At 46.0% G+C, this 24204-nt stretch carries 21 protein-coding genes and 1 riboswitch; of the genes, 8 read left to right on the top strand and 13 right to left on the bottom strand.

Features of this window, described 5'->3' with window-relative positions:
• Window positions 1–100 precede the first annotated feature (100 nt).
• Window positions 101–1444 carry a metalloprotease PmbA gene (gene pmbA, locus AC5O63_RS18890; RefSeq protein WP_494505910.1) on the bottom strand — a complete coding sequence of 448 codons (1344 nt, stop codon included), beginning with the start codon at window positions 1442–1444 and terminating at the stop codon, window positions 101–103.
• A gap of 109 nt (window positions 1445–1553) precedes the next feature.
• Here pmbA and yjgA point away from each other — a divergent pair, with 109 nt between their 5' ends.
• Window positions 1554–2081, top strand: a complete 528-nt coding sequence (yjgA, locus tag AC5O63_RS18885) for a ribosome biogenesis factor YjgA (protein ID WP_272785785.1) — start codon at window positions 1554–1556, stop codon at window positions 2079–2081.
• A 266-nt stretch (window positions 2082–2347) separates the two neighbouring features.
• Here yjgA and thiQ read toward each other — a convergent pair whose 3' ends face one another.
• The 5 genes from thiQ to mpl all read right to left on the bottom strand — a co-directional run bounded on the left by thiQ (window position 2348) and on the right by mpl (window position 7961).
• Window positions 2348–3052, bottom strand: a complete 705-nt coding sequence (thiQ, locus tag AC5O63_RS18880; RefSeq protein WP_494505909.1) for a thiamine ABC transporter ATP-binding protein — start codon at window positions 3050–3052, stop codon at window positions 2348–2350.
• Entirely contained in the window at window positions 3036–4640 is a 1605-nt protein-coding gene (gene thiP / locus AC5O63_RS18875) for a thiamine/thiamine pyrophosphate ABC transporter permease ThiP (protein ID WP_494505908.1), read from the bottom strand. The genes thiQ and thiP overlap by 17 nt, the downstream gene beginning before the upstream one ends.
• Window positions 4641–4649: 9 nt before the next feature.
• Window positions 4650–5636: a thiamine ABC transporter substrate binding subunit gene (gene thiB / locus AC5O63_RS18870; protein WP_494505956.1), complete on the bottom strand. Its 987-nt coding sequence runs from the start codon at window positions 5634–5636 to the stop codon at window positions 4650–4652.
• A 67-nt stretch (window positions 5637–5703) separates the two neighbouring features.
• Window positions 5704–5825: riboswitch (TPP riboswitch) on the bottom strand.
• 142 nt (window positions 5826–5967) lie between these two features.
• On the bottom strand, window positions 5968–6594 hold the full coding sequence (locus AC5O63_RS18865) for a flavin prenyltransferase UbiX (RefSeq protein WP_494505907.1): 627 nt from the start codon (window positions 6592–6594) through the stop codon (window positions 5968–5970).
• Window positions 6595–6608: 14 nt separating this feature from the next.
• Window positions 6609–7961 carry a UDP-N-acetylmuramate:L-alanyl-gamma-D-glutamyl-meso-diaminopimelate ligase gene (mpl, locus tag AC5O63_RS18860; protein ID WP_494505906.1) on the bottom strand — a complete coding sequence of 451 codons (1353 nt, stop codon included), beginning with the start codon at window positions 7959–7961 and terminating at the stop codon, window positions 6609–6611.
• A 295-nt stretch (window positions 7962–8256) separates the two neighbouring features.
• Here mpl and fbp point away from each other — a divergent pair, with 295 nt between their 5' ends.
• Window positions 8257–9273, top strand: coding sequence for a class 1 fructose-bisphosphatase (gene fbp / locus AC5O63_RS18855; RefSeq protein WP_038197930.1), 1017 nt, complete (start codon window positions 8257–8259; stop codon window positions 9271–9273).
• 50 nt (window positions 9274–9323) lie between these two features.
• Here fbp and AC5O63_RS18850 read toward each other — a convergent pair whose 3' ends face one another.
• From AC5O63_RS18850 to tamA, 4 genes are read right to left on the bottom strand one after another with little or no spacing between them, the layout of a single operon-like run.
• A complete protein-coding gene (locus tag AC5O63_RS18850) occupies window positions 9324–9683 on the bottom strand; it encodes a DUF2799 domain-containing protein (protein ID WP_486787224.1) in 360 nt (119 codons plus the stop codon).
• A 43-nt stretch (window positions 9684–9726) separates the two neighbouring features.
• A complete protein-coding gene (locus tag AC5O63_RS18845) occupies window positions 9727–10074 on the bottom strand; it encodes a gamma-glutamylcyclotransferase family protein (protein WP_494505905.1) in 348 nt (115 codons plus the stop codon).
• A gap of 28 nt (window positions 10075–10102) precedes the next feature.
• Window positions 10103–13870 carry an autotransporter assembly complex protein TamB gene (tamB, locus tag AC5O63_RS18840; protein WP_494505904.1) on the bottom strand — a complete coding sequence of 1256 codons (3768 nt, stop codon included), beginning with the start codon at window positions 13868–13870 and terminating at the stop codon, window positions 10103–10105.
• Window positions 13867–15582, bottom strand: a complete 1716-nt coding sequence (tamA, locus tag AC5O63_RS18835; protein ID WP_494505903.1) for an autotransporter assembly complex protein TamA — start codon at window positions 15580–15582, stop codon at window positions 13867–13869. The genes tamB and tamA overlap by 4 nt, the downstream gene beginning before the upstream one ends.
• Window positions 15583–15699: 117 nt before the next feature.
• Here tamA and msrA point away from each other — a divergent pair, with 117 nt between their 5' ends.
• Entirely contained in the window at window positions 15700–16326 is a 627-nt protein-coding gene (msrA, locus tag AC5O63_RS18830) for a peptide-methionine (S)-S-oxide reductase MsrA (protein ID WP_494505902.1), read from the top strand.
• Between the two features lie 24 nt (window positions 16327–16350).
• Here msrA and AC5O63_RS18825 read toward each other — a convergent pair whose 3' ends face one another.
• The 3 genes from AC5O63_RS18825 to AC5O63_RS18815 form a co-directional block, all read right to left on the bottom strand.
• Window positions 16351–17631 carry an HD domain-containing phosphohydrolase gene (locus AC5O63_RS18825; RefSeq protein WP_494505901.1) on the bottom strand — a complete coding sequence of 427 codons (1281 nt, stop codon included), beginning with the start codon at window positions 17629–17631 and terminating at the stop codon, window positions 16351–16353.
• Window positions 17632–17646: 15 nt separating this feature from the next.
• On the bottom strand, window positions 17647–19836 hold the full coding sequence (gene amt, locus AC5O63_RS18820) for an ammonium transporter (RefSeq protein ID WP_494505900.1): 2190 nt from the start codon (window positions 19834–19836) through the stop codon (window positions 17647–17649).
• A gap of 220 nt (window positions 19837–20056) precedes the next feature.
• A complete protein-coding gene (locus tag AC5O63_RS18815) occupies window positions 20057–20257 on the bottom strand; it encodes a DUF1107 family protein (protein ID WP_004747146.1) in 201 nt (66 codons plus the stop codon).
• Window positions 20258–20464: 207 nt separating this feature from the next.
• Between AC5O63_RS18815 and AC5O63_RS18810 the strand changes: the two genes are divergently transcribed.
• From AC5O63_RS18810 to AC5O63_RS18790, 5 genes are all read left to right on the top strand, one after another.
• A complete protein-coding gene (locus AC5O63_RS18810) occupies window positions 20465–21016 on the top strand; it encodes a YtfJ family protein (RefSeq protein WP_494505899.1) in 552 nt (183 codons plus the stop codon).
• A 77-nt stretch (window positions 21017–21093) separates the two neighbouring features.
• Window positions 21094–21384 carry a DUF2607 family protein gene (locus AC5O63_RS18805; protein ID WP_494505898.1) on the top strand — a complete coding sequence of 97 codons (291 nt, stop codon included), beginning with the start codon at window positions 21094–21096 and terminating at the stop codon, window positions 21382–21384.
• An 82-nt stretch (window positions 21385–21466) separates the two neighbouring features.
• Window positions 21467–22177 carry a zinc uptake protein ZrgA gene (gene zrgA, locus AC5O63_RS18800; protein WP_494505897.1) on the top strand — a complete coding sequence of 237 codons (711 nt, stop codon included), beginning with the start codon at window positions 21467–21469 and terminating at the stop codon, window positions 22175–22177.
• A 56-nt stretch (window positions 22178–22233) separates the two neighbouring features.
• Window positions 22234–22941 carry an ABC transporter ATP-binding protein gene (locus AC5O63_RS18795; protein ID WP_004747138.1) on the top strand — a complete coding sequence of 236 codons (708 nt, stop codon included), beginning with the start codon at window positions 22234–22236 and terminating at the stop codon, window positions 22939–22941.
• The gene (locus AC5O63_RS18790; protein WP_494505896.1) at window positions 22938–24197 is read left to right on the top strand and encodes an ABC transporter permease; all 1260 of its coding nucleotides are present in this window, start codon (window positions 22938–22940) and stop codon (window positions 24195–24197) included. The genes AC5O63_RS18795 and AC5O63_RS18790 overlap by 4 nt, the downstream gene beginning before the upstream one ends.
• Window positions 24198–24204 lie beyond the last annotated feature (7 nt).

The raw sequence follows: 24204 nt of genomic DNA, 5'->3' as shown, positions 1-24204 counted from the left end.
AGAGAGCTGGAGAGCTAAAGCTTCAAGACATCGACAGTCAAGTCTAGTTCTCCAGTAGCGAAGCGGTCTAGCTATCCTTAGGACATAGTCCGCTCCTTGTCTACTCCCCCGCAACCTTCATGGATTCAAGCAGGATTGAGCCTGTTTGGATCTGCGAGCGAGTCTCTACATCGTTGCCTACTGCAACAATCTGATTAAACATATCTTTGAGGTTACTTGCGATGGTAATTTCAGACACTGGGAACTGAATTTCACCATTCTCTACCCAAAAACCAGCTGCGCCACGAGAGTAATCGCCAGTCACGACATTAACGCCTTGGCCCATCACTTCTGTCACAAGCAAGCCAGTACCTAGTTCTTTCAGCATCTGCTCAAAGTTCTGACCTGTCGATTTTACAAACCAGTTCTGGATACCACCAGCGTGACCTGTAGGCGTCATATCCATTTTACGCGCCGCGTAGCTAGTAAGCAGGTAAGTAGCAAGAACACCATCGGTAATGATCTCGCGGTCTTGGGTAAAGACCCCTTCACTATCAAATGGGCTTGAAGCAAGACCACGCAACACATGCGGGCGCTCAGAGACATTAAACCACTCAGGCAGTACTTGCTTACCTAAGTGATCAAGCAAGAAAGAAGATTTACGGTAAAGGTTACCACCACTAATAGCCATCACTAAGTGACCAAGTAGGCCAGTTGCTACATCAGCCGCAAACATCACTGGATATTGACCTGTTTTTAGCTTTTGCGCATCAAGACGGCTAACGGTCTTCTCCGCAGCTTTCTGACCGACAGTTTCAGGTGTCCAAAGCTCATCTTTATGGCGCGCCACTGTGTAGCTGTAATCACGCTCCATTTCACCGTTATTGCCCTGACCAATCACACAGCAGCTCGTGCTATGGCGGCTAGAAGCATAGCTAGCGAGCAGTCCATGGCTATTACCATAGACCTTCAAACCATAGTGGCTATCGTAGCTCGCGCCATCACTTTGTTTGATCTTATCGCTGTAAGACAGTGCCTGTTGCTCGGCTGCAATCGCTACTTTCGCGGCATAATCTGGATCTGGCGTATCAGGATGGAATAGATCAAGATCAGGCACCTCTTGCACCATTAGCTCTTTGGGAGCTGGACCAGCATAAGGATCTTCAGAGGTGTATTGCGCAATATCGAGTGCCGCAAGAACAGTTTGTTGGATCGCTTTGTCACTCAGATCAGAGGTGGATGCACTGCCTTTGCGCTGATTACGGTAAACGGTAATCCCAAGCGCACCATCACTGTTGAATTCAACGTTCTCCACTTCGCACATACGAGTCGAAACACTCAGGCCCGTGGTCTTGCTGATCGCGACTTCGGCGGCATCTGACTTCTCTGCTGCCATCTCTAGAGCTTTAGCTACTGCCGCTTCTAACTCAACTCGCTGTTGAGCAACTTGCTGTCTTACGTCCATATTTTCTTTATTTCTTAAGATCAATTGCCTTTAGAATAACAAGAATTTCGCTTTCTCCCCACGATTCTTGTTAAAATAGAGAAATAGATGTTCAAATTAAGGCAGAAAAATGGCACGTAAGAATCAAAAAGCGCCATGGGAAGAGGAAGAAGAGATCATTTGGGTCAGTAAGACCGAATTGAAACGCGACATGGAAGAGCTACAAAAGCTGGGTGAAGAACTCGCGAGCTTGAAGCCGTCCGTGCTAGAAAAATTTCCCTTAAGCGAAGACCTTGCAGAGGCAATTAAAGACGCGCAACGTTTCAAGAACGAAGCTCGTCGCCGTCAACTTCAGTACATCGGCAAGCTGATGCGTTTTGAAGATCCTGAGCCACTACAAGCGGCACTGGATAAAGTGCGTAACAAACACTCACAAGCTACTGCGGCACTGCATAAGCTTGAGCAGCTTCGTGACCGCGTGGTAGAAGAAGGCGATAGCGCAATCGGTGATGTTATGGAGCTTTACCCAGCAGCCGATCGTCAACGCTTACGCCAACTCGCACGTCAGGCAGCAAAAGAGAAAAAAGCAGGTAAGCCTGCAAAAGCCTTCCGCGAAATCTTCCAAGTGCTCAAAGAGCTAAACGAAGAAGAGATTTAAGCGAGAAAAATTAAAGGGTTGGCACAATGTGTTAACCCTTTTTTTTGATAGGTTCTCCACGTCATCCCCGAGAGTGAGGTACGAACGAGTTGGGGATCTCTTCAAGCGAGCCGAATGCTTTCTGAGATTCCCTACTCTCTCCTTCGTCGCTCTATGGAATGACGATTTGTTTCTCGAAGGGCGAAGCCCGATCTCGACTCTCTAGCGCAGCGTTCCCGAGGGCGAAGCCCGTTCTCATTTCCCGAGGACGAAGTCCGTTCCTCCCCTCACTCCCCCGCGCGAACAAAGTCACTTAGCGCTTGATTGGTATGAGTCGATGACAGCTGCTCGATGTTATCTGCGACTTCTACTCGGCCATTGGCGACAAAGATAAAATCAGAGGCAATAGCCTTAGCATCACTGATATGGTGCGTCACCATAACCACTGTAATGTTTCTCTCTTTGGCTAACTTACGTACCAAGTTAAGCATCTCTTCACGTAGAATAGGATCAAGGGCAGAGAAAGGCTCATCGAGCAGCCATATCTTGTGCGGTTGGACAAAACAGCGTGCTAACGCAACACGTTGACGTTGACCACCGGAAAGTTGTTCTGGTAATCGGTCGAGATAAGCTTCAACCCCAACTTGCTGCGCAGCTTGCTCAACTAGCGCTTGCTGCTCGGAAGTAAGCTTTAAGCCAGGATGCAATCCAAGTCCTATATTCTGACGCACGGTTAAATGAGCAAATAAGTTATGCTCTTGAAACAGCATAGCGAATGGGCGTTGATGTGGCTCTTTACCAACAATATTGCTGCCTTCAACCTCAATAGTTCCCTTAGTCGGCTCAATAAAACCCGCCACCAAAGCCAATAGGGTCGATTTACCTGCGCCGCTTGGCCCCATCAAGGCAACGATCGACTGCGGTGAAATCGAAGTATCAAAGTGAAACAGTTCATTGTGATAGTAGTAATCGACGTTACTTAAGGTCAGCATGATTCACCTTCGAGTTGGCTTTTAACAAGGTTTCAATGAGCGTGAAGCAGCCTACGCTCAAGAGTAATAGAGTTACAGAGACGACTGCGGCAGATTCCATTTGGTAACTACCAAGCAGTTGGAATAGGTAAAGTGGCAAGGTGCGAAACTCTTGGCTACCAAACAATGCAATCGCGCTTAAATCACCAATCGCAAACATAAAGCTAATCGCAAAGGCATGAGCCATCGGTTTTTTTAGCGCTTTCCACTCAACCACTTTAAAACGATTCCAACCTTTCATTCCTAAACTGGCACAAACATATTGATATTGCTGCTCGACATGCAGCATAGGCTGAGAGAGCGTTTTAATCACATATGGCAGACCCATTAACGCATTCACGGCTACAACAACCACTAGCGCTAAGCTAAATACATCCGCAAATGAACGTAGCAATAGAAACAGTCCAGTGGAAATCACAAGACCGGGTGTGACAAGAATAATGGTACCAATCAACTCAATATGATCCGCACTCTTTTCACGATAGTTAAGGCGCAATCTCCGGCTGGTTAACAAGATGGCAATGCCAGCAATCACCGCTATCACACTTGCCATGGTCGCCACTTTCACGGACGCCCATAGCGCCTGCCAAAAGCGTTCATCGGTGAAAACATCAACCGCGTGACTGTTAAGGCCACTGAGCAGCACCATCAGTAGCGGAGGTAGCACCAACAACATAGAAAAAGCTATCCACCCCCAATCCCAACACTTAGAAACAAACGAGTCTTTAGACAAGTAAATAATCTGAGTATGCGAGCCAGAGGTGACAGAAATCGGTTTCGCTAAACGTTGAATAGTCAACGCCATCACACCACACAGCATCATTTGCCAAATAGCCAATAGCGCGCCTGCTTGAAGATCAAAATCAAACTTAATGGCTTGATAGATTGCTAGCTCAATCGTAGTTGATTTAGGCCCGCCACCCAGTGCCATTACAGTAGCAAAACTGGTAAAGCAGAGCATAAACACCAAGCCACTGACATGAGGTAATTGCTGTCGTAGACGCGGCCACTCAATCCAGCGAAATTTATCCCAGTGTCCCATGCCAAGATGGGCGCACAGTTTATGCTGCTCTTGTGGAATAGAGTCTAATGCTTGCAGAAGCAATCGGGTCGCATAAGGAAGATTAAAAAACACATGCGCCAACAAAATCCCATTGAGCCCATATATTGAGAACGGCAACTTGCTGTCTAGGCTTTTGAACAAATCAGCAATCAAACCACTATTGCCATAAATGGCAAGAAGGCCAAACACCCCGACTAAGACAGGCAACACCAGTGTTGTAGCAAACAGTTTGAGTAACAAGGATTTCCCCCTAAATCGACGGCGAGACAACGCATGCGCGACTGGGATGGCAAGGCCAACACTGAGCAAAGTAGAAAGAAAAGACTGATAGAAACTGAATTTGGTGACATGTCGATAGTATGGATCACTCCACACCTGACGGATATCTAGCGATGGCGCGTTAACCAGTAAAGCACCGAGAGCAGAAACGACAAAGGTCGCGATGATTATCGCGACCCATAAGCCAATTTTGGGGGTATTACGCAAAAGAGCCTCTTAGAATGTCAGCGCACTTTGCCATTCGCGAATCCAAGATTTACGATTTTCGGCCACTTCGTCGGCGCTAAAGGTCAGAGCCTTGCTTGGCAGAGTTAGGGTTTCAAAACCTTCAGGCAGTGCAACGTCTGTGACTGGGTACATCCAGTTACCTGTTGGCATTGCTGATTGGAACTCATCACTAAGAATAAAGTTCATAAACTCATCGGCTAGCTTTTGATTTTTAGACGCTTTCACTTTAGCAGCAACTTCGACTTGCGTGTAATGACCTTCAGCAAAATCAGCGGCGGCATACTTGTTGTCACTTTCAGCAATCAAATGATAAGCAGGAGAGGTCGTGTAAGAGAGTACCAGATCAGACTCACCTTCGAGGAACATTGAGTACGCTTCAGACCAACCTTTAGTCACAGTTACGGTTTTCTTAGCTAGATTTTGCCAAGCCTGAGTCACGTCATCTCCGTAAACAGACTTCATCCACAACATCAGACCTTGCCCTGGTGTTGAAGTACGTGGGTCTTGATAGATCACTTTCAGATCATCGCGAGATTCCACCAACTCTTTCAAGCTTTTTGGTGGGTTAGCTAGCTTCTCTTTGTTGTAAACAAACGCGAAGTAGCCGAAATCATAAGGGACGAACGTTTTGTCTGCCCACCCATTTGGCAATGCAACCTTGCTAGTGTCTACGCTATGTTCAGCCAACAAACCTGTCTTTTTCGCTTCCGCCATTAGGTTGTTGTCTAAGCCTAAAATGATATCCGCTTTGCTGTTATCGCCTTCTAATCGCAGACGGTTAAGGATAGAGACACCATCGTCTAGCGCGACGAAATTAACATCACAACCACAATGCGCTTCAAACGCTTTTTCTACAACAGGACCTGGGCCCCAATCGGCGGCAAAAGAGTCGTAGGTATAAACGGTTAAACTGTTTTCTGCGGCTGTCGCTGAGAATATCGCCAGCGTTGCTAACGCTAGGGTACTAATTGAAATGGTGCTTAGAGTGTTTTTCACTGCTCGCTCTCTCCTTGTCTGAGCGGCACAGGCTTGAGAAGCGGAGTTCAAATCCAAACTCAATTCCTACGCCAGCATTATCTGGTTCAGGTACACGGGTCCCAAGCGATAGCTCGATCTCAGCTGACGCTAACATAAGTTAGGTCAATAGCTCCCCGATGAGTAACGGTCGAATTGTAATATTAATAAACTGCAATATCTATCCCCTAAATAGTTGGAGTTGCAGCTAGGCGACAAGCAAATTCATCCCAATGAACATAGGTGTTCTATTTGATTTGGGTGAATTTGAGCAGTCAACAACGCTGCGGCTTCAAATAGGACGGGGATCGTAGCCCCAGCGAGGAACCAATCCTTGCTCTATTCCTAAATGGTCAAGAATACGCGCGACCATAAAATCAACCAGATCCTCTATCGATTTAGGTTGATGATAAAAACCTGGCGCAGCAGGCATGATGGTTACTCCCATTTGTGACAACTTGTGCATATTCTCTAGATGCAGAGTAGAAAATGGGGTTTCACGAACCACCAACAGTAGCTGACCACGCTCTTTCATCACCACGTCTGCAGCACGTTCAATCAGGTTATCCGACATACCGTGGGCAATCGCCGCAACACTGCCTGCAGAGCATGGACAGACGACCATTTGTTTCGGCGCTGCAGAGCCAGACGCCACAGGAGAGAACCAATCGTCTTTACCGCATACAACCAGCTTGTCTGGGTCACAATTAAGGTGCTCGACCAAAGTTTGCTTAGCCGAATCAGGATTGGCAGGCAGTTTAAGGTCATGTTCAGTTGCTAGCACCACTCTCGCCGCAGACGAAATAAGCAGATAAACTTGATAATCAGCAGCCAGAAGGCACTCTAATAGGCGTAAACCATAAGGAGCGCCAGAGGCACCAGTAAAGGCTAAGGTGATGGCTTTTTGTTGCTTAGTCATATTTAAAAACTACACTATTGAGCTAGCTTTGCCAGAAGCTTGTTATGAATACCTTCGAACCCGCCATTGCTCATCACCAAAATCTGATCACCTGAGCTAGCACTAGCAACAATTTGCTCCACAAGTTCATCGACATTATTGGAGGTTTGCGCAGGTTGGGCACATTGAGCGGCGATCTCTTCCACCGACCAATCAATCGAATCGGGTTGATATAAGAACACTTGATCGGCTTTTTGTAACGACGCGGCCAACGTATCCTTGTGCACACCTCGCTTCATCGTAGCGCTGCGTGGTTCGAGTACCGCGATAATTTTGCTATCGCCGACCTTGTTACGTAATCCACCGAGCGTCAGTTCAATCGCGGTCGGATGATGGGCAAAGTCGTCGTAAACCGTGATGCCATTGACCTCACCTTTGAGCTCCAAGCGGCGTTTGGTATTGATAAATTTGGCTAAAGATTCACAGGCTAAGTCTGGGGTGACGCCAACATGGCGCGCTGCAGCTATCGCCATCAAAGCGTTATCTACATTGTGATCACCAACTAGATTCCAACTTACAATACCCACTTGCTCGCCTTGGAACAGTACTTTGAACTGCGAGCCATCAATGTTTATTTTCTCCGCCTGCCAGTCACCTTGCTCACCACTAAACTCGGATTCGCTCCAACAGCCGCGCTCAAGTACATCATGTAGTGCGCTATCTTGTTTCGGTGCAAAAATGCGCCCATTACCCGGAACTGTGCGAACAAGATGATGGAACTGACGTTTTATCGCTTCAAGATCGTCAAAGATGTCAGCATGATCGAACTCCAGGTTGTTCATGACCAAGGTGCGAGGGTGGTAGTGGACAAACTTAGAACGCTTATCGAAAAAAGCACTGTCATATTCGTCAGCTTCAACGACAAAGAACATGCTTTCACCAAGACGGGCTGAGATACCGAAGTTACCTAATACACCACCGACTAAGAAGCCCGGCTTGTAGCCACAGTCTTCTAAGATCCACGCCAACATACTGGAAGTGGTGGTTTTTCCATGAGTACCAGACACCGCTAATACCCAACGGTCATGAAGTAAGAACTCTTGTAACCACTGCGGGCCAGAGGTGTAACGCAGGTTATTATTCAGTACATATTCGACACATGGATTGCCACGGCTCATCGCATTACCAATCACCACTAAGTCTGGCGCAGGGTCGAGTTGCGACGGGTCAAAGCCTTCTATAATTTCAATACCTTGAGATTCGAGTAGAGTACTCATGGGCGGATAGACATTGGCATCACATCCCGTGACTTTATGCCCCAACTGACGTGCTAATACAGCTGCACCACCCATAAAAGTGCCACAGATCCCCAGTATATGAATATGCATAGAAAAGCCTTGTTCTAAGCGGAAAATATTGCCCTCATTATGGCGACAATACGGCAAAAAGCGAACTACTTTAGACAGAGAATTGACTCACTGATTACGCTTTGTTCACTCTCTGATCTCTCATCGCTGTGAAAACTGTTGAAAGTTTACTAAAAAATTTGAGATCTAAGACAGTTAGTTCATTACCAATAAAAAGATCTAACTTTTACACTTATCTCGGGTAGTCATAAAAGCTCCGTTAGAGAACGAGACATCCCCCCCCCCCTATCTATGAGCGACTTTTAAAGGAAAAACCATGTCTGGAATGCGCACCCTTGGCGAGTTCATTGTTGAAAAGCAAGCGGACTTCCCCCACGCTAGCGGTGATCTATCATCCCTACTCTCTTCAATTCGCCTTGCTGCAAAAATTGTTAACCGCGAAATTAACGCGGCCGGTCTAGGTGATATTACTGGTGCCGTTGGTACTGCAAACGTTCAAGGTGAAGATCAGCAAAAGCTCGATGTCTACGCGAACGACAAGTTTAAGGCCGCTCTTGAAGCCCGAGATCAAGTATGTGGTGTTGCCAGTGAAGAAGAAGACGAGGCGGTAGCGTTTAATAAAGAACTCAACAAAAACGCAAAATACGTAGTGTTAATGGATCCATTGGATGGTTCTTCTAACATCGACGTTAACGTTTCTGTGGGTACTATTTTCTCCATCTATCGCCGTGTATCACCAATCGGTACGCCGCCAACAGAAGAAGATTTTCTTCAGCCTGGTCACAAGCAAGTTGCCGCTGGTTATGTCATTTACGGCTCTTCAACCATGCTGGTATACACAACAGGTAATGGTGTTAACGGCTTCACTTACGATCCTTCATTAGGCACCTTCTGTCTATCACATGAAAATATGATGATTCCAGAAGATGGTAGTATCTACTCGATCAACGAAGGTAACTACATTCGCTTCCCTATGGGTGTGAAGAAGTACATTAAGTACTGTCAGGAAAGTGCACCAAGCGATAACCGTCCATACACTTCGCGTTACATTGGTTCTTTGGTAGCTGATTTTCACCGCAACCTGTTGAAAGGTGGTATCTACCTCTACCCAAGCACAGAAAGCCATCCAAACGGTAAGCTGCGTCTGCTATACGAATGTAACCCTATGGCTTACATCATCGAACAAGCAGGTGGTGTCGCATCTGATGGTGTTCAGCGTATTATGGATATCAAACCAACAGAACTGCACCAACGTGTGCCATTCTTTGTTGGTTCGAAAAACATGGTTAAGCAAGTCGAAGAGTTTTTAGAGCTGAATCGCGAAGAAAACTAATCTTCAAACGCTGAAAACAAAAGAGTCGCTTAATCGCGACTCTTTTACGTTTAAAAGGCTGAACCTGCGGTTGAATGGCGCCCTGACATATAATCTTGCTGGAAGAAAGGATCGATGCGTTGGCAGATTCCTAAGTAAGGCTTACCTTTAACACCTAGCATATAAGCACTTTGGTTGCAGTACTCAACTCTGCCTTGCTCATAGCCATTAGAGTATGCGAGATACAGTTCTTGGCTAAAAACGCCACCTTGATCTAGCTCTGCGAGTTTCGCTTCTGACTGTTTTAAAAAGCCTTGCTCGGCACGTTGTTTACCATAATCTGACCAGTCACCTTCGATATTGCTTAATGGAGGTGGTTGCGTGGCACATCCGGCTAACATTAATGCCACTAGAACAAATTGTAATTTCATCGCTCTCTCCTTAATCAAGTCACCCATTCGCTATCGGTAAGTATTACACCTTTTGGCACCAATCACCGGAGGAAATTAACGTCTCTAGTTGGTGAGCTTGCTGATAAATGTACATCCAAGCTAAGCCAAAAGGCGTGTCGATTTGCTCACGACGATAGGTTATTGGCACATCTTCCAGTAAATCTAACTGGCGCAAAGTCTGGTCATCGACCCGATAGACTTCACCATAAATCACGCTATGCCCATCTACTACGGCTGGATAAGCGCCAAGATCATAAAGGCTGTAAATGGGTGGCGTCGCATATTTCCCTAGCCATTCTGAATGCGCCAACAAATGATGATTACTTTGCCCCTGACGCAATGTGCCATAAGCAAATACTAGCTGTTGCATGACATCGACTCCTTTCGATGTTTACCGACTAATTGAACTCAAATTGATACAGAAGATCGACCGCGTTGGTCGCGCCAGATAGTGCCTCGACATAGAGGTCTTGCATCAAGCGATAGCGCACGGTGAACTCACCCACCGACTTAAATATGCCAACACCATATTGCACCTTGAGGCCAGGTAGAATGTATCCACCTACCGTCACCTGAGACTCTTGGCCAGACCCTGCGGTATCAACCTGAAGATCTTGTACCCCAAAGGCTTCACCAATTTCACCGACTACACGACCACTTTTCGCTATACTTAGGCCAATTAGCGCTGTTGCCATGGCGTTGCCTCCCGTTTCACCATCAATATCTTGACCGCGCAACAGATAGGAAAGAGCGTTAGCTTGCGCCATCGCTGGGTCAGAAAAAATGGTCACGGTAGGCTCACTGACTGGGCCTGTCACTTTGACACCTGCGGTCACATCGTCTTTGGTGTTATCTGGGTTGCGAATAGCGGTAATTTGCAGATATGGCAGATCCACCGGACCATTCATTAGCACCTTACCTTCTTTGATCAACAAGTCTTGGCCAAACGAACGGTATGAACCATCAACGATATTGACCTCTCCAGTAACAAAAGGCCCCTTGTCTCTCTGGGCTACATTGAGATTACCAACTAACTCGCCCTCTAGACCAAACGCTGAGAGCTTAAAATCATCGCCAATCTTAATATTGATATTGGATTGCACTGCAAAAGGCACTGTACTCTTATCGTCAACAGGTTGGAGCTTGTCGTTAAGGATTACCTGATCTTTCGAAACACCTATCGCACTTGGTGGCAACTCTTCAACCACAACTCGCCCCCATGGCAGAGCAATTGTGCCATCAATTCGAGCTGATTTTGGTGCAACAGCGATAGTCATATCAGGTTGAACTTTGATTTTCACCATAGGCGGCACGTTGACTAGCAGTTCCTCGGCAAAAACGCGTACATTGGTACTCCAATCATTCAAGTTCTGCCAATCGGCGTCGCCCGCAAGTTCTAGTTTTCCATCTGGAGTATGAATAGCGGCAGCTAGCGTCGCATCATAGCCAGTGAAGTTGATGGTTAAACGCCCTGAGTTTACCTCTACCGGAGAGATATCCCCTTTGAGCAAGATATCATCGACAACAAACTGACCATTTACTTTAGGCTGCATTGCCGGGCCAGTGATTGCGAGATCGGTGGTGATGTTCGATTTCAGCTTACTGAACTCCCCGACTAGTGGGGCTAAGAAGTCTAGGTTGAATGTGGTGAGCTTCAAACGACCATCGATTTGCTTGTCGTCTCTGAGCACATCGGGAATAGTAGCATTACCAGAAACATCACCATTATCGGTGACATCTAGCAGCCATTCTGCGCTCAGCTTATTGTCTGCAAGTTGCACCGTCAGTGCCGCGCTCTCCCAGCCTAGTTCTAGAGGTTGTTCAAGCTTTTGAACCACTTCACCTTTGGCTAATTCAATCTTAGCCTTTACTTGTGGTGGCTGGTTATCACCCCACTTGGCCCATACATTAGCGTCCGCTTGCCCTTGGAGGTGCGTTGACTGAGGAATAAAGGTTTTGATCTGCTCAAAATCAAACTGACTTAAGGCGATCGCTGCTTCACCGCTTTGTCCAACCTTAATATCTTGCTCTAAGCACAGTGAGGAGTCTGCTTGCAGCCAACAGTGAGCAGCAACAGAAACCTGCTCAGTTGCCACTTCAAAACCTAATGCGGTTGGCTGATTCAGTCGCCAATCACCTTGCTGCGAAGAGAGTCTCATCCGCTCAAGCTTACCTTGCCAAACGAGTTCAGGCTTATCGGTCAGTGAGCCTGTTAGAGCCAAACTCGTCGACACAACATTCGAATTCACATCGAGGTTAAGCTGGTGCTTTTGCTGAGAGCCAGTAAAGTTCAAACTCACGTCATCGATCACTGTGTTTTGATACTTGGCCTGATTGACCTTAAGCGCTAATTGACCACTTGGCGTTGGCAGTGGTGTGATATTTCCTTTCACACTGAGCTTGCTAATCTGAGCCTGCTGCTGCCAATTAATCCCTTTAGCGACAAGGTTTAGACCCACATCCGGCGCTTTCAAATCTCCGCGCAGTGCCACGTCACCTACAACACGTCCTTTTAAGTCAGGGATCGATTTGATTAAGTCAGGCAAATTAAGCTCAAGATCCATCCGCCACTGTTTATCTAGCTCCCCGCTGGCTTTAATACTGTTCGGGCCATGAGAGAGCACTAGCTGCGGCGTTTGAACACTGAGCTCATTGTTGCCAGTCACATCAGCGGCGCTGACACTACCGGCAACATTCAGAGGGTATTCACGCAGTACACCATCAATATCAAGTTTCGGAACTTCGACTTGCCATCCACCTTGCTCTGTCAGACTTCCGGTTGTTGACACTGCCCCACTGATATCGCCTTCAGCTTCAGGCCACTGTAAACCGGGCTGAATGTGAGCCAGTGTCAAGTTTGCTGCCCAGTTAATCGGCGCTTGCCAATCAGCCATCACATCACCAGAGATCGTTCCTCCTAGTGTGGCAATGTCCACTTGACTCAATTTGATATGGGAGAGATCACCTTTGCCTTGTATCGAGAGAGACACATCGGGAAGTTGTGCACCTTTAAGGTCGGTATCTAGATTGAGGCTATAGCCATTCAGAGAGCCGTGAGCTTGAAGTTTATCTATCGAGGCAAAGTAATCCCCTTTTCCTTTCAATGGCCACTGGAGGTCACCTTGAACTAGGCTCAAGTCAAAAGGCAATTCAGGTTTGAGTGGTTGCAGTTCGCCAGCAAGGAAAGCTTTGGCTAACCCTGATAATTGAGCCGAGAGCTGTAACTTGGCCACACTGCCACCCGCTTTGAGGGAGAGCATTTGTCCTGCCGCCATCTCTTCTTTGATTGTCGCATCTAGCTGCAAGTCGAGTGGATAATCACCTTGCAGATCAATGTCTGTTTGTAGCTGAGCAGTTACCTGCGGCATATCTAGTTCAAGCGTTTTGACCACCACTCTAGAATCTTTAGCGTTGGCCGCTAAGCCTAAATGATTGACGATAACAGGCGTTGCTTGCTCTAGCTTAAAGTCGTGAACATCAAGGCGTACAAGATCAATTTGCAGCGGCAAAACGATATTGGGGAGAACAATTTCTGTTGGCGTTGACGCTTGATTCACTGGAGCGTCGGCTTGCTCATTTTCAGCCGGGCTTGCCGCTAACTTAACCACAGGAGTTTTAAGTTCGGTGGTATTGAGACGCAGACGATTACCTTGAAATGACGCTCCTGAGGTCAACGAGTCCCACGTAATCTGATTACCTAAAACATCCAGCTTAATATCACTTAGCGCCAATCGACTTAACTTGATCGGAATTGGAGAGGTAACTTTAGCTGACGATGACGCCTCGGCTGGCTCTTGAGTTGGCGACGAACTTGGCGGTAACTCTGGCATAGCGAATGACAAACCATCAATCGCAAGTTCATCAATACAAACACCCGGCTCGGTAAAGCATGTCGCATTGACGGCAAGCGTTAGTGACCTTGCCTGAGTATCGACGTGCAAGTTGTCACCTTTAAAAACAACATTGCTAAGGGTGAATCGAGGAAAAATCGCGCCTTGACTCGATCCAACTTTAAGCTGAGGAACAAACTTCTCAGCCCCCCACAAAACAAGGTTCAAACCAGGATTAGTAAACAATAAGCCGCCCAGAGCAACCAACACGCTGAGGAGTAAAATGAGTAAAGTGAGTGAAAGCCATTTTGACCACTTAATCACAACACTGGTCATAGCTCAGGTCCTAAAGTAAAGTGGATTTTAAATTCGTCGCCTTTATTTGCATCAAGCCCCCAAGCAAAATCAAGACGAATAGGACCGACAGGGGAAGCCCAGCGTACACCGACACCCGTACCACGTTTAATCTCTGGCTTATCATTAAACGCATCGCCGACATCATAAAAAGCCGCGCCCCACCAATCACCATATACGCGATATTGATACTCGATTGAACTCGTCAGCATATATTTGGCACCGGTTAATTTATCGTCAGAGTCCTTGGGAGAGATAGACTCATAGCCATAACCACGGAGATTATTATCACCACCAGCGAAGAAACGTAACGATGGCGAGAGCTTATTAAACTCTTCAGAAAAGTTGGCGCCACCATTAAGTTTGAATATACCGCGATGGTTTTGACCAGCACTACGGATCCAAGTTGTCGCACCAATCAAACGAGTGACTCTAGTCTCTGAGAGTGCATTAGGATCGCCATACTCTAACGTAAAGCTTTGTCGATCGCCCCAAGTAGGCATCGCGCCACCACGAACTCGACTACGAGAAAAGGTTATACCTGGCAGCATAAACTGAGCGTTATCTTCTTGCTTACCTTGGGTATAGTTCTCTAACAAGTAACGAACATACAAAGTGCGGTGCCAACCGTTATTAAGTACCCAGTGCCTTTCTAGCGCTAAGTTGGATTCCAAACTTTCTGTATCACGCTGATTGACGTTCTTCATCCCGTATTGGATGCGATAGTACTCATTGAGTGCGTCTTCGAGTGGAATTCGGTAACCGGCAGTGATGGTTTGTTCAGGCTTTGAAATAGACAAGCTACTATCAAAGCTATGTCCGCGGCTATTCACCCAAGGTTTCTTCCACTTGAGTGATCCTCGGACCCTAACATCCGTTGCGTAACCAATACCTGTTTCGATTTTGTTTCTTGCTTGTGGCGCAAGCGATACTTTCATTGGCAACTCACGCCCTTCACCTATTTTACTCAGGTCAGGCTCAACGAATACTGATGAAAACCAATCTGTATTGGATAGGTTCTGGTTGTACTCACCAACTTTAGAAGCCTGATAAGGATCATTGGCCTGATAAGGTGACAAAGACTCTACCCTATCTTGATCAATTTGGCTGCCGGTTATGGTATTAGCGCCAAAGTGATAGCGCATCCCACTGTCATAATGAAGGTGGATAAAGGCTTGATTGAGGTCGGGCGCAACTTCCAATCGACTCGCGGTAAAGTCCCCTTCAAAGTAGCCTTTTTGCAAAGCGAGATTGCGAATCGAAGATTTCAAAGTGTCATACAAACTATGATTAAGCCGCTCTCCTTGCTTCAAGCCACTATTCGCTATTAGCGCTGTAAACTGAGGATCACTTTTCGCTTCGCCTTCGATTTTAATATCGACCTGCTGCAAAATAACCGCAGGTCCAGGATTCACATTGACGATCAACTCTGATTCATCTTGCGCGACTGTAAACTCTATCTCAGGGTGGTAGTAACCTAAGGCATTAAGTGCTTCGGTGATATTTTTCTCTAAACGCGCTTGGAAACGTAAACTGGTTTTATACTCAGTTTCAGGAATAGATGATAAGTAAGCTTCAACATTATCATTCAGCTCACCCTCTAGACCTTCTATCGAGAGGTCGACACTTTGTGCCCATACCGAAGGGGCAAAGGAAACAAGTGCGATTAGAACTGGTAAAGGTTTGCTGATCATGCTTAATTATCTGTCTACATCAAGTAAGGGAATAATACCGCCACTAAAATAATAAGTCTGTACGAAAACAGTGAATTAGGCGGTCTATATAAAAAATACTCCAACAAGGAAATCACGATGCTCGACAAACAAACCATGATTACCGCCCAACAAGCTCTTCCAGGACGAGAGACGCCACTTGCATTCGATGACATTCATTTCGTCAATCAAACCAGTTTGACTGCAGAACCCGCAGAAGGTTGCGAGAAAATTCTCCTCGGAATGGGCTGCTTTTGGGGAGCCGAGCGCCTGTTCTGGCAACTTGATGGTGTGGTAAGCACCTCTGTTGGCTACGCAGGAGGTTATACGCCTAACCCAACCTACGAAGAGGTATGCAGCGGACAGACTGGTCACACAGAGATTGTACGAGTCGTTTTCGATCCAAGTATCATTAGCCTAAAGCAACTCTTGCAGGCATTTTGGGAAAAGCACGATCCGACTCAGGGTATGAGACAAGGCAATGATCGCGGAACTCAATACCGCTCGGCTATCTATGTATACAGCGACGAACAGTACCAAGCAGCGCTAGCATCTAAGCAGGCCTATCAAGCGCTACTCGGTGACGGTAATGGCGCCATCACCACAGAGATATTACCCGCAGGTAAATACTACTACGCCGAGAACTACCACCAGCAATATCTCGCTAAAAACCCTAACGGCTACTGTGGTTTGGGGGGAACTGGAGTGTGTTTTCCACCTAGTTGATCATGCCAAGAATAATTCTCTTAGCTAAACAACATAGGCAAAACAATGTTGATTTTGCTTCTCTAATCCAATCAAGCGCTGCAGCATCTCATCATTGAGCATGCTGCCCCGTTTAATCAACACCTGACCATTGGTCAAGCGTACATCTCGTTTAAGTTCGTCCCCGACTTTCAGTTCGCGCAGCGGAACAGAGTACTCCATGCTGTTGTCGTCATTTTGCAGCTTTGAGGAAACCATTTTTAAGTAGGCTTTCACAATTACACCGTCATAGTGAACATCGGCTAATTCTTGCAGTTTAAGAGCTGCTTGGGCTGGGGAGCAGCGATCTTTAGGCTTATTATGAGTCACAGTTAGAAAATCATAATCCTTCACTACGCGAACAATTTTGGCAATCAGAGGAATATCAGCGAGCGTCAGGTGCTGTGGGTAACCCGTGCCGTTGACGTTCTCATCTTGATGCCGAATTCCCATAACCACCTCTTTTAAGTGCGGGCTTTCACTTAACACTTCATAAGCAATTGAACCAAAACAACATGGTGCTACATGATGATTAGCGAAATTGGCAGGTGCCTCATTCAAAGATGAGAACAATAAGCCAACCGGATGTAGTTGAGCACAACGATATACTAAATTAACGACCTTAGGCGGCAAGCTCATTGAGAGTGCTAATTGCTTGGCATGTAAAGCGACGCGTTGTAAGTCACACTCCTCATACCAAGAGTGAGCCACAGCTCCCGCCATAAGTACTCTCAAAGAGTCTTGGCTAAAACTCTGGTAACGCGACAGAAGTTGGTCATATTGCTGTTTGAGCTCAACAAGCTGCATCTGAGTTTCGGTAGATGAGGCCAACAACTGGCTATTTTCTTCGCTAAAAGTACGATTCTCCCGCTCTAGCTTATGAGCATGTTGTTTTAAACCGATATTCATCTGATGCTGAGTGGTCATCTGACCGAGTAAACTTTTGAGCTCTTCTGTATCCCAAGGTTTAGCAATAACGTGATGAATTTTGCCCTCATTAATTGCACTAACTAAGGTTCGGTAATCAACCCCTCCCGAAAAAGCAATCCTCATTGCGTGAGGTTGAATCAACACAGATTCACTTAAAAAACGGGCGCCCCCCATACCGGGCATACGCATGTCAGACATAATAATTGCGACTTCGTTTTCACCGAGATAAACCAAAGCTTCGAGAGGATTGTTAAAGGCAATAACTTGATACTCTTTTCTCAGCAAGCGGCTAAGAGATTTGGTAATCTGAACTTCATCATCAACAACCAACAGCTTCGTCAGTCCCGTATCAGCCATACACCTTCTCCCTTATCACTCATCAAGTGGCATTGGCAGGCGCAAAGTCACTTTGGTTCCTTTTGCCTGTTTACTCAATAAGCTTAACGCCCCCCCATGATTAGTGGCGATTCCGTAACAAATCGATAAACCTAACCCGGCATGACCTTGGCTACCAAACGTTGTAAAAAATGGCTCAAACACCTTAGCTTGATACTCTTCTTTGATGCCCACGCCACTGTCGATAATCGCCACGACCACATGATTACCTTCGTTACTAGTGGTGACTTTTATTGCACCACGATCTTCACCTATAGCTTGCACTGAATTGGAAAGGACATTAATGCATAACTGTTCTATTTGGTGAGGACTACAAGAGACCATAGGCAATTTTGCCTCGTAAGATTCGAGCAATTTACAGCTCAATGGCAGAGTGGCAGCCACCTTTTCTACCGCTGCAGAAACTAGGACATTAATGTCTTTAAGCTCAAACTTTTCGTCTCCAAACTCAGAAAACGTGCGAACATTTGACAAGATCTTCTCTATTTTACATGCCCCTTCTGATGTGGCATTGATCAGATCTTCACTGTCTTCAAGAACAAATTCTAAATCTTCCTCTTCACATATTTTATCAATGCGTTGCAGCACTTCGTTAGCAACCACTGGGTGTTGAGAGACGGTGGCAGCGAATGCTTTATATTCAGTAACCAACAACTTAAAAAATTTATTGTAGTCTTTAAGTGTTTTGATATTACTCAGCACATAACCAATCGGTTCGTTTATCTCACGCACCAAGCCAGAACTTATCTGACCGAGGCTTGAAAGCTTTTCACTTTTTTGTACGCGTGACTCCATCGATTTCAGTCTTTGGTTAGTTTGCAATAATGCACTGTGTTTTTGGGTTGCTTTGACTAAAGCCGTTTCGAACCGAGAAAGGACTCGATTGTATTGACGTGCAATCATGCCTATCTCTGACGTTGGGTCATAATCGACACGTTGGCTGAAATCACCACTCTCTTCCTGATTTTGCATCACAGTGACCAGGTCATAGAGATCGCTGCTTGCTTGGTGAGACGAAATATTCAACCCGACGATCTCCTCTTCTTGTCCAACACGAAGAGGAAGTACTTTGTTTATCAGAGAGAAAACAAGGTAACAGAGAGGAAACACAAAAGCGGCGACGACACTGACACCAAAGACCTGGCTCCATAGCAACTCCATTCTATCGCTCATCAGTAAGGTATCTGTAATCACCGATTGAGGAACAAACAGCGCTAAGGCAATAGTGCCCCAGATGCCACTCGCCAAGTGAACAGGTACAGCATCAACCACATCATCAATCTTCTTCATCACTAACAGTCGACCAACCGACAGTGAAATCAAAGCGCCGAGTGAGCCAATGAGCACCGATGAGAGGCCATCTACAAAATTACAGCTTGCGGTAATGGAGACTAACCCTGATAGGATGCCGTTGTAGAAGTTAGGAATGTGTACTCTATTGGTTTTATGTAAAGAGTACATTGCTGACGTAAGGCCACCAGCCGCGCCCGCTAGAATGGTATTGAGGACAATATTAAACACGTTACTGTCAAAATGCAGCGAGCTACCCGCATTAAAGCCAAGCCAACCTATCCATAGAAAAACCACTCCTGCGACACTTTGTACTAGGCTGCTGTGGTTGAAATTATGTCCTTCGACAAACCGATTCAATCTAGGCCCAATGATCATGATCGCCGCTAACGCCGCCCAACCACCGACAGAATGAACCACTGTCGAACCAGCAAAATCAATGAAGCCTCGTTGTGCAAGCCATCCATTGTCGCTCCATACCCAATGACCAATAACAGGATAAATAACAGCAGCTACGAAAACAGATAAGGCAATGTAGCCCTTTAAACTGCCTCTTTCGGCAATTGCCCCTGAAATGATCGTCACCGAAGTCGCACAGAACACCATTTGAAAGACAAAGAATGCTCCATCATCTAAACCTTCAAAATGACCAAGTAAAAAATGGCTAGTCCCTAGATAGCCATCCATGGACTCACCAAACATGACACCATAGCCAACAAGCCAGTAAAGGATCAGGACCACCGCTAAATCGATGAGGTTTTTGGCTGCCACATTGGCAGTGTTTTTTTTACGTACCGTCCCCGCCTCAAGAAACAGAAAACCAACCTGCATCAAGAGTACAAGTAGCGTACATAACAGAATAAAAAGAGGATCCATAGCCACCAGTCACATTTTGTTGTCGAACATTGCTAATAAGCACAATGTTGCTTATTAACAATATAGTCGTAAATTCAAACTGTTGGCGTGTAAATTTTACTTAGTGAAAGTAAGCAGTGATAAGTGAGTGGAGGAAAACTCAGTGATATAGTGACTATAAACGACAAAAGCCGCCAACTAGGCGACTTTCTATAATTCATGGCTTGGAAAGAACCAAGATTTAGACTGGCAACAAAGCAATCGCCTGATTGATCTCTTTATAGGTGGTTAACTTTTGTGGATCTTTCACATCCGGCAGTAACACTTTTCCATTATCGAAAGTAAACTTGCCAACCCCTGAGATAACAAACTGTCCTTTAAACAAAGTTTTAACAAAACGTGCAACTTGACGAGGACGATAAATAGTAAATTCACGCAGCATAACGACTCCAATATCCTTTTGTGATGCAATTCGAACTGATTGCTTGGTTCTATTCCTTAGAACTCGTAGGTATTATACCGGATGCGTATTTAATGTATAGCATTTTGTTAACAATGTGACATCAGACCAGTGTTATCTGAGAGAGTTTTCTCCGCACCTTAAATTTGGGTATATACTTTTTGCGCACATTCAAAAGGAAATAACATAATGAAAAATAAAACCCTTCATACTCTAGCAATCGCGTGCTCTCCGGCTTTCGCTTTTGCTCACAACATCACTGTCGGGCAAGCCGTGCCTGAAGTGGCGGTAGCAAACCACGGTGAAATTGTTCTGCAAGGAGATAAAACCGCTTTCCAAGCTTGGGCAACCACCGATATGCAAGGTAAAGTTCGCGTCATTCAAGCCATTGCGGGACGCAGCAGCTCAAAAGAACTCAATGCTCCGTTAATGTCAGCCATCACCGAAGCAAAATTCCCAGAACAAAGTTACCAAACGACATCGATCATCAACCAAGATGATGCTATTTGGGGAACGGGATCATTTGTAAAATCTTCTGCGGAAGACAGCAAGAAAGAGTTCCCTTGGTCTTCAATGGTGCTAGATGAAGACGGAACGGTAGCTAGCGCTTGGCAACTGGCTGAAGAGTCATCAGCGATCATAGTGCAAGATAAACAAGGTAAAGTACTGTTTGTAAAAGAAGGTGCACTCAATGAAAGCGAGATTCAACAAGTACTTACGCTAGTCAAAGAAAACCTTTAAACAGAGGTTGGTTTACTTCCCCCTGAAGAGGAGTTGTTATAGTATAACAACTCCTCTTTCGGTATTGTGCTTTCATCGTGCTTCAAAATCGCTTTCTTCTCCAACGCACTTCAGCGCTTGCATTTTTAGCAATCGCCCTTGTGCTATGGCTAAACTTTGCGTTTATTGATCACCAGTACGATCTTTCTTCAGCACATCACAAAGAGCATCACTGCCAACTGTTTGCCAGTGGATTACATGGTGCAGCCCCTGCATCCCTTGTTATCACTCCTCCAGCTGTCAGTGAATATTTTGCTCCACTAGCGACCTATCACTACACCGAGGCATTGAGCTTTGCTTACCTGCCGCGTTCACCGCCACTGTCCTGATATTGATTCATCATTTGCAATAAATCGTATTCACATTAGGTGGATAGCACAGCATTACTCAAATTTAAAATCAGGACTTACAATGAAAAATATTACTCCTATCGCCCTTGGAATTACTCTAGCAGTCAGCGGCCTGGCTCAGGCATGTGAAGGCGGCTTTCGCCAACATGGTGCTCATGTGCATGGTGAAGTAGAACTTAACATCGCTCAAGATGGCAAAGAGCTGCTGATCGAAATCACTGCTCCAGGTGCTGATGTGGTTGGTTTTGAACATGCGCCAAAAACGGATGAGCAGAAACACCAATTAGAAGATGCTATCGCCAAGCTAAATAATGCTTCAAGTGTATTTACTCTTGCATCTTCGGCAGGTTGTAAAGTGGTGCATCAATCGGTGAGCCACACGCTAGGAGCGGATAACCACGACCACGACCACGACCACGACCACGACCACGACCACGACCACGACCACGACCACGACCACGACCACGACCATCATGATGAACATGCTCACGACAAACACAAGCATGAAGATGGTCATAATCACGATAATCATGAAGGTCACGATCATGACCACGATGATCATAAAGGTCACGACCACCAAGAGCATGGTGGCCATGGTGAGTTCACTGTTGAATACCATTACGCATGTGATGACATCAGCACATTAAGCAACATTGATACTCAATGGTTCACACAATTCCCAAACACTGAGAAACTGAAAGTCAACGTACTCACTGAGACTAAGCAAGCGTCACTAGAGCTTGGTAAAGGTGACAGCAAGATTTCACTGTAATTCATAAAGTGGCTTAGCAATGGCTAAGCCACCTTTCTCATGATTGGAAACATACAATGAACAATTCCCCTTCTTGTTCTGTCGTTGAGCTTGAGCAAGTCTCCTTTACTTGGCCTGGTAACGAACATCCCACATTGGACATCCCTTCTCTCACGATTAAGCGTGGTGAACACCTATTTATAAAAGGACCAAGCGGATGTGGTAAATCAACACTGCTTGGCTTACTCACAGGGATAAACACGGCAACTTCCGGACAAGTGGCTGTACTAGGCGAAAACCTGACGCAAATGTCAGGTAGCCGACGAGACAAATTTCGCGCCAACCATATCGGTTATATCTTTCAGCAGTTTAACTTACTGCCTTATTTAAGCGTGATTGAAAACGTCACCTTACCTTGTCAGTTTTCTACCTTACGCCGTCAGCAAGTGGACGGAGATTTACTCTCTAATGCTAAGCAATTGCTCGAAAAACTGCGCTTACCCTCTGAACTGCTCGATAAACCTGTCGTTGAACTCAGTATTGGACAACAACAAAGAGTCGCCGCAGCACGAGCCTTAATTGGTAAACCCAAAGTCATCATCGCGGACGAGCCAACCTCTTCACTCGATTACGACAACCGTACCGCCTTTATCGAGCTATTACTTGACCAAGTGAACCAAGCGGACTCAACGCTACTATTTGTCAGTCATGACCCGACATTAGAACCGTTATTTGATCGCACCATCAATCTTCAACAGTTAAACCAAGCAGGAGGTCACCAATGACACCGACACTTACCCTAGCTTGGAAAAGTGTGCGCAACCGTAAAGTCACCGCCATTCTCACTATTCTAACGGTGGCGATTTCAGTCATTTTATTACTAGGGGTCGAACGTATTCGCACACAAGCAAAAGACAGTTTTGCCAATACGATTTCTGGTACTGATTTGATTGTCGGTGGGCGCTCTGGCCAAGTGAATCTGTTGCTTTATTCGGTATTTAGAATCGGTAACGCGACCAACAACATCGACTGGAAGAGTTACCAAGAATTTAGCCAACATCGCGCCGTAAAGTGGGCCATTCCAATTTCACTGGGCGACTCCCATAAAGGCTTTCGAGTCATGGGAACCAACCATAGCTACTTTGAGCATTACCGCTATGGCCAGAAGCAAAACCTAGCTTTTAGTCAAGGTAAAGAGTTTGATGGCTTGTTCGATGCTGTGATCGGTTCAGACGTTGCTCGCACACTGAATTACCAATTGGGAAGTGAAATGATCATTGCTCATGGCATCAGTGATGTCGGTTTCAGCCGCCATGAAAACGCTCCGTTTAGAGTAGTTGGAATCCTAGCGCCTACAGGTACCCCTGTAGACAAGACAGTTCACGTTTCATTAGAAGCGATTGAAGCGATTCATGTGGGCTGGGAGTCAGGTGCAAACCTAGGCAATAACCCGACGGCTGAACAGCTCGAGTCTATGAACTTCAAACCGCAACAGATTACAGCGGTGTTACTCGGTCTTAATTCAAAAATCCAAACCTTTGCTCTGCAGAGACAAATAAACAACTACTTAAAAGAACCGCTCAGCGCTATTCTTCCAGGTGTTGCTCTACATGAACTGTGGGGCATGATGTCGGTTGCGGAACAAGCGTTAATGGCAGTATCGATTTTTGTCGTTGTCGCGGGTTTACTCGGTATGTTGTCGAGCCTGCTCACCAGTCTGCAAGAGCGCCGTCGAGAAATGGCCATTCTTCGTGCGATGGGCGCAAGGCCAAGGCATGTATTTAGCTTGTTAATTTTGGAAGCGAGTGTGCTGACTTTTATAGGCTTACTAGTGGGGATTATCGGTCTATACACCATGCTCTCTATAGCAGGTCCACTAATCCAGCAGAATTATGGAATCAATGTCCAGATGAGCGCTTTATCCCACTATGAGTGGATGCTGTTGGCGGCAGTACAACTGGCAGGTACTATTATCGGCTTTATCCCCGCATTTAGAGCATATCGCCAATCGCTCAGCGACGGTATGACAATAAGAGTTTAGATTATGA

It is taken from the genome of Vibrio sp. SCP2, assembly GCF_059295395.1.
Note: the sequence above shows the minus strand (reverse complement) of the source record. Positions and strands in the feature narration are given on the sequence as shown.